The organism is Microbulbifer elongatus (assembly GCF_020524885.1).
In the GTDB taxonomy this organism is placed as follows: Bacteria; Pseudomonadota; Gammaproteobacteria; order Pseudomonadales; family Cellvibrionaceae; genus Microbulbifer; species Microbulbifer elongatus_A.
The window spans coordinates 463,535-478,836 of the sequence record NZ_JAIVKJ010000003.1 but is presented as its reverse complement, the minus strand read 5'-3'; the positions used below and the strand labels follow the sequence as shown (position 1 = coordinate 478,836).

At 55.1% G+C, this 15,302-nt stretch carries 14 protein-coding genes; 1 reads left to right on the top strand and 13 read right to left on the bottom strand.

Annotation, left to right across the window (positions count from 1 at the left end; genetic code table 11):
- Positions 1-24 precede the first annotated feature (24 nt).
- The 10 genes from LC059_RS14070 to LC059_RS14025 all read right to left on the bottom strand — a co-directional run bounded on the left by LC059_RS14070 (position 25) and on the right by LC059_RS14025 (position 10,816).
- Complete coding sequence (locus tag LC059_RS14070; protein WP_226704497.1) at positions 25-393, bottom strand: hypothetical protein; 369 nt, start codon at positions 391-393, stop codon at positions 25-27.
- Positions 394-711: 318 nt separating this feature from the next.
- Positions 712-978, bottom strand: coding sequence for a hypothetical protein (locus tag LC059_RS14065; RefSeq protein ID WP_226704496.1), 267 nt, complete (start codon positions 976-978; stop codon positions 712-714).
- Between the two features lie 159 nt (positions 979-1,137).
- A complete protein-coding gene (locus LC059_RS14060) occupies positions 1,138-1,821 on the bottom strand; it encodes an MAE_28990/MAE_18760 family HEPN-like nuclease (RefSeq protein ID WP_226704495.1) in 684 nt (227 codons plus the stop codon).
- A complete protein-coding gene (locus LC059_RS14055) occupies positions 1,811-2,866 on the bottom strand; it encodes a DUF262 domain-containing protein (protein ID WP_226704494.1) in 1,056 nt (351 codons plus the stop codon). The genes LC059_RS14060 and LC059_RS14055 overlap by 11 nt, the downstream gene beginning before the upstream one ends.
- 139 nt (positions 2,867-3,005) lie before the next feature.
- Positions 3,006-3,650, bottom strand: a complete 645-nt coding sequence (locus tag LC059_RS14050) for a hypothetical protein (RefSeq protein ID WP_226704493.1) — start codon at positions 3,648-3,650, stop codon at positions 3,006-3,008.
- 398 nt (positions 3,651-4,048) lie between these two features.
- Positions 4,049-5,230, bottom strand: coding sequence for a 2-methylaconitate cis-trans isomerase PrpF (gene prpF / locus LC059_RS14045; RefSeq protein ID WP_226704492.1), 1,182 nt, complete (start codon positions 5,228-5,230; stop codon positions 4,049-4,051).
- Positions 5,227-7,827: a Fe/S-dependent 2-methylisocitrate dehydratase AcnD gene (acnD, locus tag LC059_RS14040; protein WP_226704491.1), complete on the bottom strand. Its 2,601-nt coding sequence runs from the start codon at positions 7,825-7,827 to the stop codon at positions 5,227-5,229. Before acnD ends, prpF begins: the two co-directional genes overlap by 4 nt.
- 175 nt (positions 7,828-8,002) lie before the next feature.
- Positions 8,003-9,127 (bottom strand): 2-methylcitrate synthase, encoded by a 1,125-nt coding sequence (gene prpC / locus LC059_RS14035; protein ID WP_226704490.1) that lies wholly within the window; start codon positions 9,125-9,127, stop codon positions 8,003-8,005.
- 54 nt (positions 9,128-9,181) lie between these two features.
- Entirely contained in the window at positions 9,182-10,060 is an 879-nt protein-coding gene (gene prpB / locus LC059_RS14030) for a methylisocitrate lyase (protein WP_226704489.1), read from the bottom strand.
- 21 nt (positions 10,061-10,081) lie between these two features.
- Positions 10,082-10,816, bottom strand: coding sequence for a GntR family transcriptional regulator (locus LC059_RS14025; RefSeq protein WP_226704488.1), 735 nt, complete (start codon positions 10,814-10,816; stop codon positions 10,082-10,084).
- Between the two features lie 466 nt (positions 10,817-11,282).
- Here LC059_RS14025 and LC059_RS14020 point away from each other — a divergent pair, with 466 nt between their 5' ends.
- Positions 11,283-11,819: a DUF2062 domain-containing protein gene (locus tag LC059_RS14020; RefSeq protein ID WP_226704487.1), complete on the top strand. Its 537-nt coding sequence runs from the start codon at positions 11,283-11,285 to the stop codon at positions 11,817-11,819.
- Positions 11,820-11,896: 77 nt separating this feature from the next.
- Here LC059_RS14020 and LC059_RS14015 read toward each other — a convergent pair whose 3' ends face one another.
- The 3 genes from LC059_RS14015 to LC059_RS14005 all read right to left on the bottom strand — a co-directional run bounded on the left by LC059_RS14015 (position 11,897) and on the right by LC059_RS14005 (position 15,251).
- Positions 11,897-13,165, bottom strand: a complete 1,269-nt coding sequence (locus LC059_RS14015) for a lipoprotein-releasing ABC transporter permease subunit (protein ID WP_226704486.1) — start codon at positions 13,163-13,165, stop codon at positions 11,897-11,899.
- Positions 13,166-13,198: 33 nt separating this feature from the next.
- Entirely contained in the window at positions 13,199-13,948 is a 750-nt protein-coding gene (gene lolD / locus LC059_RS14010; RefSeq protein WP_226704485.1) for a lipoprotein-releasing ABC transporter ATP-binding protein LolD, read from the bottom strand.
- 61 nt (positions 13,949-14,009) lie between these two features.
- The gene (locus tag LC059_RS14005; RefSeq protein ID WP_226704484.1) at positions 14,010-15,251 is read right to left on the bottom strand and encodes a lipoprotein-releasing ABC transporter permease subunit; all 1,242 of its coding nucleotides are present in this window, start codon (positions 15,249-15,251) and stop codon (positions 14,010-14,012) included.
- Positions 15,252-15,302: the final 51 nt, after the last annotated feature.

Below are 15,302 nucleotides of genomic sequence, written 5' to 3'. Positions count from 1 at the left end.
CCATAGACTAATGGATGTAAAAACTTAGCGGGTGCTAATAGGTGTCATAATGTTGATCTGACCCCGTTTATTCTCAGTGCTTGCTTCGTCAGTTTCGACTTTGAATGAAAATGAAATCCAGGCTTGTTCATTATCAAGAGGTGACTCAGGTTCCCGGTTTAGCTCTGAATACACCGACGTCACGAAGTTTTTGACCAAATTCCCCATGGTTTGCATAGAGACGGCATCAACCGCTTTCTCATGATTTGACTGAAGCTCGCTCGCTGTTCCTTGTAACCTCGAATACGAAATCAAGAACTTCAGCATCGCTTCCATTCGCTGGAAAGTCAGGACGTTCCTGCCGATCTTCTTCAACGTTTCATCAAGGGCGGATTGATTCTGGATCTTGGTCATTTATTACGTATTTCACCCATCGGATCGTTCGGCAACTTGTTGCAAGAGAAACGAGGCAAATCATACTTTTGGTTTCAAACACATCTAATTGGTTTAGCGCCATAATATTGATCTGACCCTATTTATTGCTCCCGCAACCTCTTAACCCGAGCTAAAACTTATCAAAAAGCATCATCGCAGGCCGGCTGTGAGATATTACCGTACCTGAAATATGCTGTATGCCGCGCATTACCGCTATACCACCGACCATTCTATCCAGCCGCAGATCAAATACGCTTTTCTGGTACGAGCAATGACGTTTCCCAATCGATTTTCCAATTAGTGGGTGTCCTTTTTATTTGAGTGGGTGATAATAGGTGTCATAATGTTGATCTGACCCCGTTTATTAGAAGGGTTGGTGTTTGATAAAGATTTAGCGAACGCTGATTGGAAATGAATAATAAATGGGTTCAGATCAACCTGTTTTAGCCAACCGGCGAAGACGATCAAGTCCTGCTCTGAAAAGAAGCAAACCTGCCGGTTGTTGCCCCGCTGTATGACATGCTGCGAAATCCCTGCAGGACCGAGGCGCAGCAATCCGGCCATCAAGTTTCCCCTCCCTTTTTGCTATGGCCATAGACTAATGGATGGGAAAATCAGTGGGTGCTAATGGGTGTCATAATGTTGATCTAACCCAATTTATTTTAATATTTCAATAGATGCGAACTTCCGAGCAGCCTAATTGACGCGATCACAAGAAACTTCTTAGGCTTGTTGGTATTCATTGACGTAGATAGGGTTAATATATTTTTTATTGACCACATAATCCTCAAATGTGGATATAAATTGCTCGACAACCAACTGAATCTCTTGAGACTTAACACGCAACATATCTGATCGGTGCCTCTCACCAACTGAAACCGGCGTTTCCCTTCCATGCGCGACAGCATTTCTCTTATCTACCACCTCATCAATAGTTAACCGCACGCGTGGCTCAATGTTGATCGGCTCTGCTCCAAAGCTTCGAATCGACTCTTGAATTGTCTTATACCAAATATTTTGAAGATTCTCAGAAAAAATAGTATTGCTTAGATCAAAACGCTCTTCAGATCCTAGACTCTCGAAAACTTCTATTGACTTCGAAAAATAATTTTTGTTACTGCAGTGTTTAAAAGCCTGCATTTTTGAGTTCAGAGATATTACATTAAAGGTGTTTTCATAGTGCTTATTCTTCACAGCATCCTGCTTCACTAGCAATATCGTCTGTTCAATTGTTTCATTAACTGCTTTTTCCAAAGCGGAGTACAAATGAACGTAGAACAATCCTCTTTGTATCTTAACCTCAACTGAGGACGCTCCATCCTCTTCGCCTTTTTCTATGGATGCCAGATTTATAAAAACCTCATTAAAGCGCTCTCTTGAATTTGAACGGACAATATTAAACAGCATTCAATAGAGCATCCCTTACAATCGCGACTCTTTTTTCCAGCATTTTCTTACTATTAGTAGCACCAGTCGTATATTTTTTTAGATCAGCATCATTTAATAATTCCGGCAGTTGAGACAAGTCACATGGCTCACCACTATTTAGAGCTTTTGCACACCCGACAGATATTGCCTCATACAAAACAATTGGGGTTATATTCTTCCTTGCCCCACGAACTATCCCATCCGGCAAACTCTCCTTCAAAGCCTTGAAAGTTTTCAAAAACAAATCACGAAGCTGCTTTTTATTATTAAAATTTTTCGTCTTTTTCTCCATGTATTCATTTAGAAACTCTTTCACACTATGCACGAATAATTCTTGATCTTCGTAATAGGCAAAAAACCTTAAAACCAGCTCCTCATAACTCCCCAAACGCTCAGCTCTCTCTGTCATTTTCACAACTGAACGAAAATCTACATTCCCTGATAACTCTTTAATGAAATCATTGAACTCGCCAATATAGACGCAGTTTCTTATTTCTTGCTCATGAAGCGTGACTCCACCGGTGTTTAGTCGTTCAAACAAGTCATACCTGACGTTGAAATCACTACGATCATTTAATACCGTTATCCTTAACGGTCTTGTCTGCAGCATAAACTGCATTGACTTAGGTAAGTCTTCATAATACAGCCCATTCATAGAGTCTAATTTCTCGAGACCAGACAACTTGAGCTTTTTATGTTTGATCCCTAACTCTTCCAACTCTTCGCGCTCACCTATAAAGTTTAATATTGTTGTAAGCCGTTGCAGCCCATCAATTACTTCCCATGATGCGTCCCGATTAGTCGCCATGAATAGACTTGGAATTGGTATTCCAAGAAACAGTGACTCAATTAACGCTGACTGCCGTGCATTGTCCCACACGAAGTGACGCTGGTATTCCGGGGCTATATCAACCATTCCCTCCAATACCATATCGTACAGTTGCTTCAAGGTAATATCGTAGCTATCAAATGCAACAGATCTTCTGTTTGTATCTAGCTGATCCTGTATCTTAATAAAATTCAATTTCCACCCTCTCAATTCGTAATATCGGGACCAGGCTTGCTCGGCTCCTAACGCCGCACTAAGTATCTGCTTATTTTGCGCGCACAAATAGCAGCGAAGCGACTAAGTATAAAGCATGACATCCTATTGCAGCGCATTACTATGCAGTTTCTTTAGCTGAACGCTCTTGAGCTTGCTTGTATCTATATTTTAAAAGCTTCAAATCATCGGCATAGCGACCATTAACGTTGAATTCCTCCAACATTGAAACAAGCTCTGAAAATGAATCAGTTACAGATTCATCAGCCTCCAAAAGTTGCTTATTCAATTTGGGCAGGCATTTTTCATTAATTCGTCGTAACGCACGTCTCAGATTACCTTCTCGTCCTGCCTTAATATGCTCAACGGAGGCTCTAGTAAAACTAAAGAATGCCGCATAATAGCTTCCACTTTCTAGGTTCATATTACCTTGAATATGGAAGTTTCCTCCAACTGCAACAGCAACTTCTTTTTCAAGCTTCCCCTCTAGCTCCTCGAATTTTCTTTCGTATTCACCTTCTTTCACCTCATATTCGCGCTTAATTTTAGATATTTGAACATCCAACTCTAAGTCAAGTTCGCGCCTTAAAGACTCTTTAATTTCATTATGCTCTAGCTTGAATATGCGTTTTTGATAAGCAGAGACCAATATCGGCATAATAACCCCGGCAAAGGCAAGAAGAGCCACCGTTATTACTACTAACTGGTTGAAGGATTGTGAATAAAATTGATTTACTGACTCTAAAATTTTTAATGTGTTTTCCATGCTTTTCTAACTTGTATTTCAGTCACACAAGAGACACGTCTATATAGCTAGACTCTCGCTAGCTGGGGACGGATTAACAAATGGTTTTAGAATACCCCGAAACATAAACAGCATGACTAATCTTCGAATGTATCCTTAATAGTTGGTCTAATTTGCGTCTTTATTATTCTGGATGGATCTACAATCGATGGTATTTGAATCACGTTTTAAGTCAATGACTTAGCCTCGCACCAATGGATCAAATGACGAGGACTGCTTAAAAGAGCTCCCAGACTGTGTAACTTTCGTACGGCTCATAGTACACCCCAAAAAAAACGAGCCCCTTGGGGCCCGCCTTGTTAGTCACCTAGAGCCGGCGTCAGGAATCCCCGTTGGTACGCGGGCCCGACCCGAAGTACCTAGAAGCCGTCACCGGGCACTCTCACCCACCCTTCCATCAAAACCCGCGCACTGCGACTCATAATGGCCTTAGTAGCAGTCCACTGCCCATTCACGACTTCCGCTTCCGCACCGACCCGCAAGGTACCGGACGGATGGCCAAAGGTAACCGCATTGCGCTCCCCGCCTCCCGCTGCCAGATTGACCAAAGTACCGGGAATCGCAGCGGCGGTGCCGATGGCCACCGCAGCGGTGCCCATCATGGCATGGTGCAGTTTGCCCATGGACAGGGCGCGCACCAGCAGGTCGATATCATCTGCGGCCACTTGTTTGCCACTGGAGGCCGCATAGCCCTTCGGTTCCGCGACAAACGCGACCTTGGGGGTATGCTGGCGAGCGGTTGCCTCTTCCACCGTCGCGATCAGGCCCATGGCCTTCGCGCCATATGCCCGAATACTCTCGAACATGGCGAGGGCCTTGTCGTCACCATTGATGGCTTCCTGCAATTCGGTGCCGGTGTAACCGATATCCGCGGCGTTGACGAAGATGGTCGGGATGCCGGCGTTGATCATGGTGGCCTTTAAGGTACCGACGCCCGGCACTTCCAGGTCGTCCACCAGGTTGCCGGTGGGGAACATCGCCCCTTCACCATCCGCCGGGTCCATGAATTCAATCTGCACTTCTGCCGCCGGGAAGGTGACGCCGTCCAGTTCGAAATCACCGGTCTCCTGCACTTCCCCGTTGGTGATGGGTACGTGGGCGATGATGGTTTTCTTGATGTTGGCCTGCCAGATGCGCACGGTGCAGATGCCATTCTCTGGAACGCGCGCCGCATCGACAAAACCGCTGTTGATGGCGAAGGCACCGACGGCGGCGGTGAGGTTGCCGCAGTTGCCGGACCAGTCCACGAACGGCTTGTCGATGGAGACCTGTCCGAACAGGTAATCCACGTCGTGCTCCGGCTGCTCGCTCTTCGACAGGATGACGGTTTTGCTGGTGCTGGAGGTAGCTCCGCCCATGCCGTCGGTCTGCTTGCCGTAGGGATCGGGGCTGCCGATCACCCGCAGCAGCAGCTTGTCGCGCGCGGCGCCCGGAACCTGTGCGGATTGCGGGAGGTCCTGCAGGCGGAAGAATACGCCCTTGCTGGTGCCGCCACGCATATAGGTGGCGGGCACTTTGATTTGGGGAGCAAAAGCGGTCATTGCGCGGCACCCTCGGCTTCGAGGAAGTCGTTGGCGAAGCGCTGCAGTACACCGCCGGCATCGTAAATGGACACCTCTTCGGCGGTATCCAGACGGCATTTCACCGGTACTTCTACGGTCTCACCGTCTTTCCGGTGGATCAGCAGGGTGAGGGTTGCGCCTGGGGTGCGGTCGCCGAGTACGTCGAAGGTCTCGGTACCGTCGATGCCCAGGGTCTCGCGGGTAGTACCCGGCTGGAATTCCAGCGGCAGTACGCCCATGCCGATCAGGTTGGTGCGGTGAATGCGCTCGAAGCCTTCTGCCACAATCGCTTCCACACCGGCGAGGCGCACGCCTTTGGCAGCCCAGTCGCGGGAGGAGCCCTGGCCGTAGTCGGCGCCGGCGATAATAATCAGCGGCTGCTTGCGGTCCATGTAGGTTTCGATGGCTTCCCACATGCGGGTGACCTTGCCTTCCGGCTCGATACGGGCGAGAGAGCCCTGCTTCACTGCACCGCTTTCATCGCGCACCATTTCGTTCAACAGTTTCGGGTTGGCGAAGGTGGCGCGCTGGGCGGTGAGGTGATCGCCGCGGTGCGTCGCGTAAGAGTTGAAGTCCTCTTCCGGCAGGCCCATTTTCGCCAGGTATTCACCGGCGGCACTGCTGGCGAGGATCGCGTTGGACGGCGACAGGTGGTCGGTGGTGATGTTGTCACCCAGCACGGCCAGCGGACGCATGCCTTTGAGGCTGCGCTCGCCTGCAAGCGCACCTTCCCAGTACGGCGGGCGGCGGATGTAGGTGCTCTGCGGGCGCCAGTGGTACAGCGGCTCGCCCTTCTCTGCTTCCGCTTTATTGAGGTCAAACATCGGGATGTAGACCTCGCGGAACTGCTCGGGCTTCACGCTCTGTTTGACGATCGCGTCGATCTCTTCGTCGCTCGGCCAGATATCTTTCAGGGTCACCGGGTTGCCGTCTTTGTCGTGGCCCAGTACATCTTTTTCGATATCGAAGCGGATGGTGCCCGCAATCGCGTAGGCAACGACCAATGGCGGTGAAGCCAGGAAGGCCTGCTTGGCGTACGGGTGGATACGGCCATCGAAGTTGCGGTTGCCGGACAGTACGGCGGTGGCGTACAGGTCGCGGTCGATCACTTCTTTCTGGATTTTCGGGTCCAGTGCGCCGCTCATGCCGTTACAGGTGGTGCAGGCAAAGGCGACCACGTCGAAGCCCTGCTGCTGCAGTTCCGGCAGCAGGTTGGCTTCTTCCAGGTACATTTTTACGGTTTTGGAACCCGGTGCCAGGGAGGTTTTCACCCAGGGCTTGCGGGTTAGGCCGAGCTTGTTGGCGTTGCGCGCGATCAGGCCTGCGGCAATCATGTTGCGCGGGTTGCTGGTGTTGGTACAGCTGGTGATCGCGGCGATGATCACGGCACCGTCCGGCATTTCACCTTCTTTCTCTTCCCACTCTTTCGCGATGCCACGGTTAGCCAGTTCGGATACCGGCAGCAGTGCGTGCGGGTTGGACGGGCCGGCCAGGTTGCGGCCAACGGAAGAGAGGTCGAACTTGAGTACGCGCTCGTATTCGGCGTTCTTGAGGCTGTCTGCCCAGAGGCCGGTTTCTTTCGCGAACTTCTCTACCAGGGCTACCTGCTCGTCGTCGCGGCCGGTGAGTTTCAGGTAGTCGATGGTCTGTTCGTCGATGGCGAACATGCCGGCGGTGGCGCCGTATTCGGGCGTCATGTTGGCGATGGTGGCGCGGTCGCCCAGGCTCAGGCTGGAAGCACCTTCGCCGAAGAATTCGAGATACGCACCCACCACGCGCTCGCGGCGCAGGAATTCGGTCAGCGCCAGTACCATGTCGGTACCGGTGATGCCGGGCTGCAGTTTGCCGGTCAGCTCGACGCCGACGATGTCGGGCAGGCGCATGTAGGAGGCGCGGCCGAGCATGACGCTTTCGGCTTCAAGGCCGCCCACGCCTACGGAGATTACGCCGAGCGCATCCACCATCGGGGTGTGGCTGTCGGTGCCGACGCAGGTATCCGGGAAGGCCACGCCGTCTTTCACCTGCACCACCGGAGACATTTTCTCCAGGTTGATCTGGTGCATGATGCCGTTGCCGGGCGGGATTACGTCGACGTTTTCAAACGCGGTTTTGGTCCAGTTGATGAAGTGGAAGCGGTCTTCGTTGCGGCGCTCTTCCACAGCGCGGTTCTTTTCGAACGCGTCTTTTTCAAAACCGGGGTGTTCGACGGCCAGGGAGTGGTCGACGATCAGCTGGGTGGGCACGACCGGGTTTACTTTGGCGGGGTCACCGCCCTTTTCGGCGATGGCGTCGCGCAGGCCGGCGAGGTCCACGAGTGCGGTCTGGCCGAGAATATCGTGGCAGACGACGCGCGCGGGGAACCAGGGGAAGTCGAGGTCGCGCTTGCGTTCGATGATCTGCTTGAGGGCGTCGGTGAGTTTTTCCGGCTCACAACGGCGCACGAGGTTTTCCGCCAGGATACGGGAGGTATACGGCAGTTTTTCATAGCTACACGGCTGGATGTTTTCGACTGCTTCTCTTGTGTCGAAATAATCCAGGTCTGTGCCGGGGAGTTTTTTTCTGAATTCGGTATTCATTGGGGATCACGCAATCGGGTGGTTGAGTGGCGGCACTGCTACCGGGATCCCTTTTGCAGGACACGCCGTGAACCCATCCATGGGGGCTTGGCTGCGAGATCCCTCTCGCAGACAGTCCTGCAAAAGGGACCCCGGCATCAGTGCCTTCGCATCACGTTCTGCGGTTTCGATCGTGTTAGCGATCCGCGATCGGGGTCACTTTGCGCAGTTCCGGGCCGGTGTACTCGGCGCTCGGGCGGATGATGCGGTTGTCGGCGCGCTGTTCGAATACGTGGGCGGCCCAGCCGGTTACGCGGGACATGACGAAGATCGGCGTAAACAGCTTGGTGGGAATGCCCATAAAGTGGTACGCAGAAGCGTGGAAGAAGTCGGCATTACAGAACAGCTTCTTCTCGCGCCACATGACTTCTTCACAGCGTACGGATACAGGGTACAGCACGTCGTCGCCAACGTCGGCGGCCAGTTTTTCGGACCACTGCTTGATGATGGCGTTGCGCGGGTCGGATTCGGTGTAGACCGCGTGGCCGAAGCCCATGATTTTTTCCTTGCGCTCGAGCATGCCCATCAGTTCTTTTTCTGCTTCGTCGGCAGAGGAGAAACGCTCGATCAGTTCCATGGCGGCTTCGTTGGCGCCGCCGTGCAGCGGGCCGCGCAGGGAGCCGATGGCGCCGGTGATGCAGCTGAACAGGTCAGACAGTGTGGAGGCACAAACGCGCGCGGTGAAGGTGGAGGCGTTGAACTCGTGCTCTGCGTACAGGATCAGGGATACGTTCATTACCTGTGCGTGCAGGTCGTTCGGCTTTTCGCCGCGCAGCATGTGCAGGAAGTGGCCGCCGATGGAGTCGTCGTCGGTTTCGGTTTCGATGCGCACACCGTCGTGGGTGAAGCGGTACCAGTAGCAGATGATGGACGGGAACGCGGCCAGCAGGCGGTTGGCGCGGTCCTGTTGCTGGTCGAAGGACTCTTCGCCTTCCAGGTTGCCCAGCATGGAGCAGCCGGTGCGCATTACGTCCATCGGGTGTGCATCGGCGGGGATGCGCTCGAGCACTTCGCGCAGGGCCTGCGGCAGGCCGCGCATGGTTTTGAGGATGCCTTTGTAATCCGCCAGCTGGGCTGCGGTGGGCAGTTCGCCGTTGAAAATCAGGTAGGCGACTTCTTCGAACTCGCAGTTTTCTGCCAGGTCTTTTACGTCGTAGCCGCAGTAGGTCAGGCCGGAGCCGGATACGCCTACGGTGGAAAGTGCGGTTTTACCAGCTACCTGGCCACGCAGGCCTGCTCCGCCAACTTTTTTCTCTGCCATCTCTATTTCCCCTACTTTTTTGCTTTGTGTTCGGTTGATCTTGGTGAAGTTCGATTACTTTTTGAAAAGCGCGTCGAGCTTGTCTTCAAACTCGTGGTAGTTCAGGTAGTCGTACAGTTCCGCGCGGGTCTGCATGGTGTCGACAACTGCCTGCTGGTCGCCGTTGGCGAGGATGCTGCTGTACACATTCTCCGCGGCCTTGTTCATGGCGCGGAAGGCGGACAGCGGGTACAGCACCATATCGGCACCGGATTCACCCAGCTCCGCCTTGTTGTACAGCTTGGTTTTACCGAACTCGGTGATGTTGGCGAGGATCGGTACATTCAACGCATCTTTGAACGCGCGGTAGTGTTCCAGTTCAGTCACGGCTTCGGCGAAGATGCCGTCGGCGCCAGCTTCGATACACGCCTGGGCGCGGTCGATGGCGGCCTCAAGGCCTTCCTGCGCAAAGGAATCGGTACGGGCCATGATGAAGAAGTCATCATCATCGCGCGCGTCTACTGCGGCCTTGATGCGGTCGACCATTTCCTCTTTGGAAACAATCTCTTTGTTCGGGCGGTGGCCGCAGCGCTTCTGCGCTACCTGGTCTTCGATGTGAACCGCAGCGGCACCGGCGCGAATCATTTCTTTAATGGTGCGCGCGATATTGAAAGCACCACCCCAACCGGTGTCGATATCGACCAGCAGTGGCAGATCGGTAGCGGCGGTAATACGGCGCACGTCTTCCAGCACGTTATCCAGGCTGGTCATGCCCAGATCCGGCAGGCCATAAGAGGCATTGGCGACGCCGGCGCCAGACAGGTAAATCGCCTGGTGGCCGATGCGTTCGGCCATGATGGCGGTGTAGGCATTGATGGTGCCGACTACCTGCAGCGGCTGGTTGTCTTTCAGGGCCTGGCGGAAACGCGCGCCGGCGGATTCTGGTCTGCTCATGAATAACCCCTTCTTCTCTCGTTAATTCTGCTTGGAAAGCTTGTTTTCGATATTGCTGCGCGACGCGCGGATATGGCGACGCATCAGGATCTCGGCCAGTTCACCATCGCCGGCTTCGATGGCTTCGATGATGTGGCTGTGTTCGCGGAAGGCGCGGTGCGCGCGCGGGCTGGCCATGCCCAGCTGATAGCGGTACATGCGCACTCGGTAATAGAGTTTGTTGCACAGGGTGTCGATCAGCAGATCGTTGTGGGAGGCCTGCACGATGCGGAAGTGGAAGTCGAAGTCCCCTTCCGGCTGGAAGTAGGCGGTGCCCTTCTGCAGTTCTTCCTGCTGCTCGTGGCGGTGGAGCATCTGGCGGAGTTCTCCCAGGTCTTCTTCGGAGCGGTTTTGTGCGGCCAGGCGGCAGGCCATGCCTTCGAGGGCCTCGCGCACGTCGTAGATTTCCAGCAAGCCACGCTCGGTCAGGTCCACTACCCGTGCACCGACATTTACCTTGCGCTCAATCAGGCTGAGGGATTCCAGACGCATCAGGGCTTCACGCAGGCTGCCGCGGCTGGCATCGAAGCGGCGCGCCAGCTCCGGTTCGCTGATCTTGCTGCCGGCGGCGATGCGCCCTTCGACAATCTCGCTGCGCAGGGTCAGGAACAGACGGTCGGCCAGGCTCTGTGAGCCGCGCGCGCCCTTTCCGCCTTCGGCGCTAGCGGTGCCCGCCTTGGCTTCTACGGCAGATGTTTTGCTGATCTGGCCTTCCATTCCCACTAGCCTCACAAAAATGGCGGCAATTGCCGGATTCCGGTATCGACTTCAGATTGTCGACACTTTATAGGGTTACGCAGCTTAAATATCCATTTTTTCTGCGTCAACCGTATTTTTTGTCAACACATTGACATTTTTTGGCTGACCACCTGGTCATCAGGGGAAGGAAGTGACATACGAGCTATGTGGCCGGGCGGTAATAGGATTCCGGCGCTAACGGCGGCGAACACGATGGGAAAGGAGCGGCATTAAGGCACGCCGGTAAAACCGAGGCGGCAAGAATGGTAGTCTTGAAAAAGTGATATGGGCATAATAGCGCCCGAGCTGACTGTCGCGGCCTTTATTGATCGCCACACTAAGATCGCCACAAGAATGCCCCACCACCCTATTCTTTAAGGGTAGCCACGGGGCCTACGGTCAGATTTCGGAACATCCAGTCGAGAGTATCGAGCAGAATTGAATCATGCCTAAGAGTGTTATCAGGCGCTGGCTGCCAACTCCCGAACAAGTGCGTGCGAATAGCGGCCTGAAGATCCTCGGCACCCTGCTGCACGACCCCAACCTGTTTCACCTCAACCGCCACTCGGTTTCCGTTGCCTTTGCGGTGGGTGTCTTTACCAGCTTCCTCCCCCTGCCCGGCCAGATGCTGATTGCCGCGCTGCTGGCGCTGTGGTTTCGCTGCAACCTGCCGCTTTCGATGGCGCTGGTGTGGATCAGCAACCCGGTCACCATGCCGGCAATCTTTTACAGCACCTACAAGCTGGGCGCCTGGCTGCTGGGCACGCCGCCCATGCCCTTCAAAATCGAATTATCCTGGGAATGGCTGACGGAAGAAGTGGGAAGAATCTGGCTGCCGCTGTTTTCCGGCTCGCTGATCTGCGGGATTTTCTTCGCCACTATCGCCTACTTTACGATGCAGGCGATCTGGCGCTGGCAGGTAGTAAAACGCTGGAAAACCCGACTGGCACAGCGCAAGGCGCAGATCGAACAGGGCAGCTGAATCGCTACCCCGGAAAGAGAGATTTGCCGTGTCCCGCCGGACCACACCCGGCACGAGCCGCTTTAGAAGTCCTGTTTTTAGAAGTCCTGGCGCAGTGCCGCCGCCGGTTGTACGCGACTGGCCTGAAAGGCCGGGTATAAAGTGGCAATCAGGCTCAGCAGGAAGCCCGCACCAACAACCAGCGCCACATCCCCCCATTGCAGTTCCGACGGCAGGTAATCCACCGGATACACATCGGACTTAAGGAACTGGATCCCAAACAGGGACTCGAGCCCCGCCACCGCATCGGTCACCAGCAACGAGCCAAGCACACCAAGTGCCCCACCCACCAGTACACCGACTAGCCCCACCAGCGCACCCTGGCTGACAAACGTGAGCAAAATTTCACGGGTGCTGGCGCCCATGGTGCGGAGAATGGCGATGTCACCGTGCTTGTCGATAACCACCATAACCAGGGTGGAAACCACATTGAACGCGGCAATGGCGATGATCAGGAACACCAGCAGGCTCACCAGGTTGCGCGACATCTGAATGGCCTGATACAGGTTGCCGTGGGTACCGGTCCAGTCATTACCGTAGTAGCCCTCCGCGGGCAGTTGGCGCAGCAGTTGCTGGAACACCGCGAAGGAGCCCAGCATATTGTCGACACGCATTTGCACGCCGGCACCGCCGGCGCCACCGGCAAGTTCTCGGGCCTGGCTCCAGTCGACGATGGCCAGTGAGTGATCGAGCGCCGTGCCCGAGTGGAATACGTCTACCACACGGAAACCCGCGAGCTGCGCCGCAGTCCGGCCGCCGTTTTCAGACGTGCCGCTCTGTGGCACGATCACCGAAAGCTGCTCGCCCTCAACAATACCCAGCTTGTCGGCAATACCCTTGCCGAGAATGATGCCTGGCTCTGCGGGGTCACTGGTCAGCGCCGCGAAACTGTCGACCTGCAAAAAATCGCCGATGGTCGACACATTGACGATGGTTTCCGGGTTAACCCCTTGCACCAGCATGGGCGTGACCTCAAGCCCGTTGCGTGCCAATCCGTTTACCTGCCACACCTCTGCAGCGGCGGTAATACCCGGCGCTGCGGCAACCTGGTCGCGCACTTCCGTCCAGTTGATCTCTGGGCTGGCGTTATACACGGTGGCGTGGGGCATGATGCCGAGAATGCGCTCGCGCAGTTCGCGGTCGAAGCCATTCATCACCGACATCACCACGATCATCAGTGCCACACCAAGAATGAGGCCGATCATGGAGAGTCCGGAAATAAACGATACCAGCCCCGCGGAATCTTCATCGCTGCGCTGGGCGCCCGCGTAGCGCAGGCCGATAAATGCGGGTAAGGGTCTAAACATGCTTTACCTTATTCACCATCTTTAATCGCAGCGTTAAACACTGTCGCCCTGATGCCAGCCTTCAACCAGCTGACCGTCCACCAAGTGCAGGCAGCGGTCGAGGGCACCGGCAAGATCCGGGTCGTGGGTGACGATGACGAAACTGACACCCGTCTCACGATTGAGACGATCCATCAGCTTGTGAATTTCTTTTGCGGTGGCGCGATCCAGGTTGCCGGTGGGTTCGTCCATCAATACACACGCGGGACGCGCCACCAGCGCACGGGCGATGGCCACACGCTGGCGCTCACCGCCGGACAATTGTGCCGGCTTGTGCGTCAGGCGCTGACCGAGGCCGACCGCCTCCAGCATTTCCTGCGCAGCCGCGCGCGCATCCGCGACCGACTGTTTGCCAATCAGCAATGGCATGGCCACGTTTTCGAGCGCGGTGAACTCATTCAACAGGTGGTGGAACTGGTAAACAAAACCGAGGCTACTGTTGCGCAACCAGCCGCGCTCGTTGGCATTCAGCGCTGCCAGATTTTTACCACCGACCCACACCTCACCGGAGGTGGGTGTGTCCAGCCCGCCCAACAAATTCAACAGCGTTGATTTACCGGAGCCGGAAGCACCGACGATGGCAAGGCGCTCGCCTTTTGGCACCTCAAGTTCGATACCGCGCAGCACGTCCAATTGATTGCCGCCCTGCCGGTAGGTTTTGGTGAGTTGATGGCAGGCCAACACCACGTCGACGGGCGCCTGCGGGCGGGACTCTTCCGGGTGAATTTCCACTTGGCTGTTCATCTTATGATTCGCTTACCTTTTGGCAGGCAGTCAAATCACTGCCCGCCGGGTTTATCTTGGTTTATTCGTAGCGGAGCGCTTCTGCGGGCTCAATCTGCGCCGCACGCCAGGCCGGGAACAGGGTCGCCAGCAAACTCATGATGACCGCGGCACTGAGCACCATGATGGCATCACCCGCGCGAAACTCCGACGGCAGGAAGCTGACGAAAAACACGCGCGGGTCGAAGATTTGCGCACCTACGACATGCTCGATCCAGGACACCAGGTCGGTCAGGTTCAACGCGATCAGGGTGCCGAGCAGGCCGCCGATCAGCGCGCCGATGATTCCGATGGCGCTACCCTGCACCACGAACACCGCCATGATCTGGCGGGAGGTGAGACCGAGTGTACGCAGCACGGCAATGTCTGAACGCTTGTCCGCCACCATTAACACCAGCGCGGAAACAATGTTGAATGCGGCCACCGCGACGATAATCATCAGCATTAAAGTGACAACGGTTTTTTCCATCTTCACTGCCTGGAACAGGCTGCCCTGGGAGTGGCTCCAGTCTTCACCGGTGAAGCCCTCGCCGAGCGACTGCGCGTAGCCTTCCACGCGCCCGAGGGCGTTGTTCATGTCGTCGAATTTGAGCTGCAGACCCTGCACCTTGCCCGGCATACGCAGCAGGCGTGCGGCGTCATCGAGATGCATCAGCGCCATGTTCTGGTCTACCTGGGCGCCAACGGAAAAAACGCCGGCAACGGTAAAGCGCTTGGTGCGGGGGAAGATACCGGCGGGCGTGATCACCACTTCCGGCAGGGTAATAATGACACTGTCACCGGGGATGACCCCCAGCTGGCGGGCGAGAATACGCCCGAGCACGATTTTGTAGCTGCGGGATTCCAGCACATCCAGGCTGCCCATCAACATATGTTCGCCGACCGCGGAAACTTCGCGCAGCGCGACTGGATCGATGCCCTGGAACTCAACACCCTGAGACTGGTTATTGGCGCCCAGTAGCGCAAAACCGCGCACGAAGGGGCTGGCGGCAACCACATGCGGCTGCTGTCGAAGCGTATCCGCCGTGGCGGACCAGTCTTCAAGACCACCCCGTTGCTCTACAAATCCGTGCGGCACTACCGACAGGATGCGAGTTTTCAGCTCCCGGTCGAAGCCGTTCATCACCGAGGTCACCACAATCAGCGCCAGCACGCCGAGCGCCATGCCCAGCAGCGAGAAGCCATTGATAAAGGAGATAAACTGCTGCCGGCGGCGGGCGGCCACGTAGCGGAGGCCGATATAGAGAGGAACTGGTTTTATCATGAAGTTGATTTAAGCGGAAAAACGCCAAGAAATCCAAGTATTTACGCACAT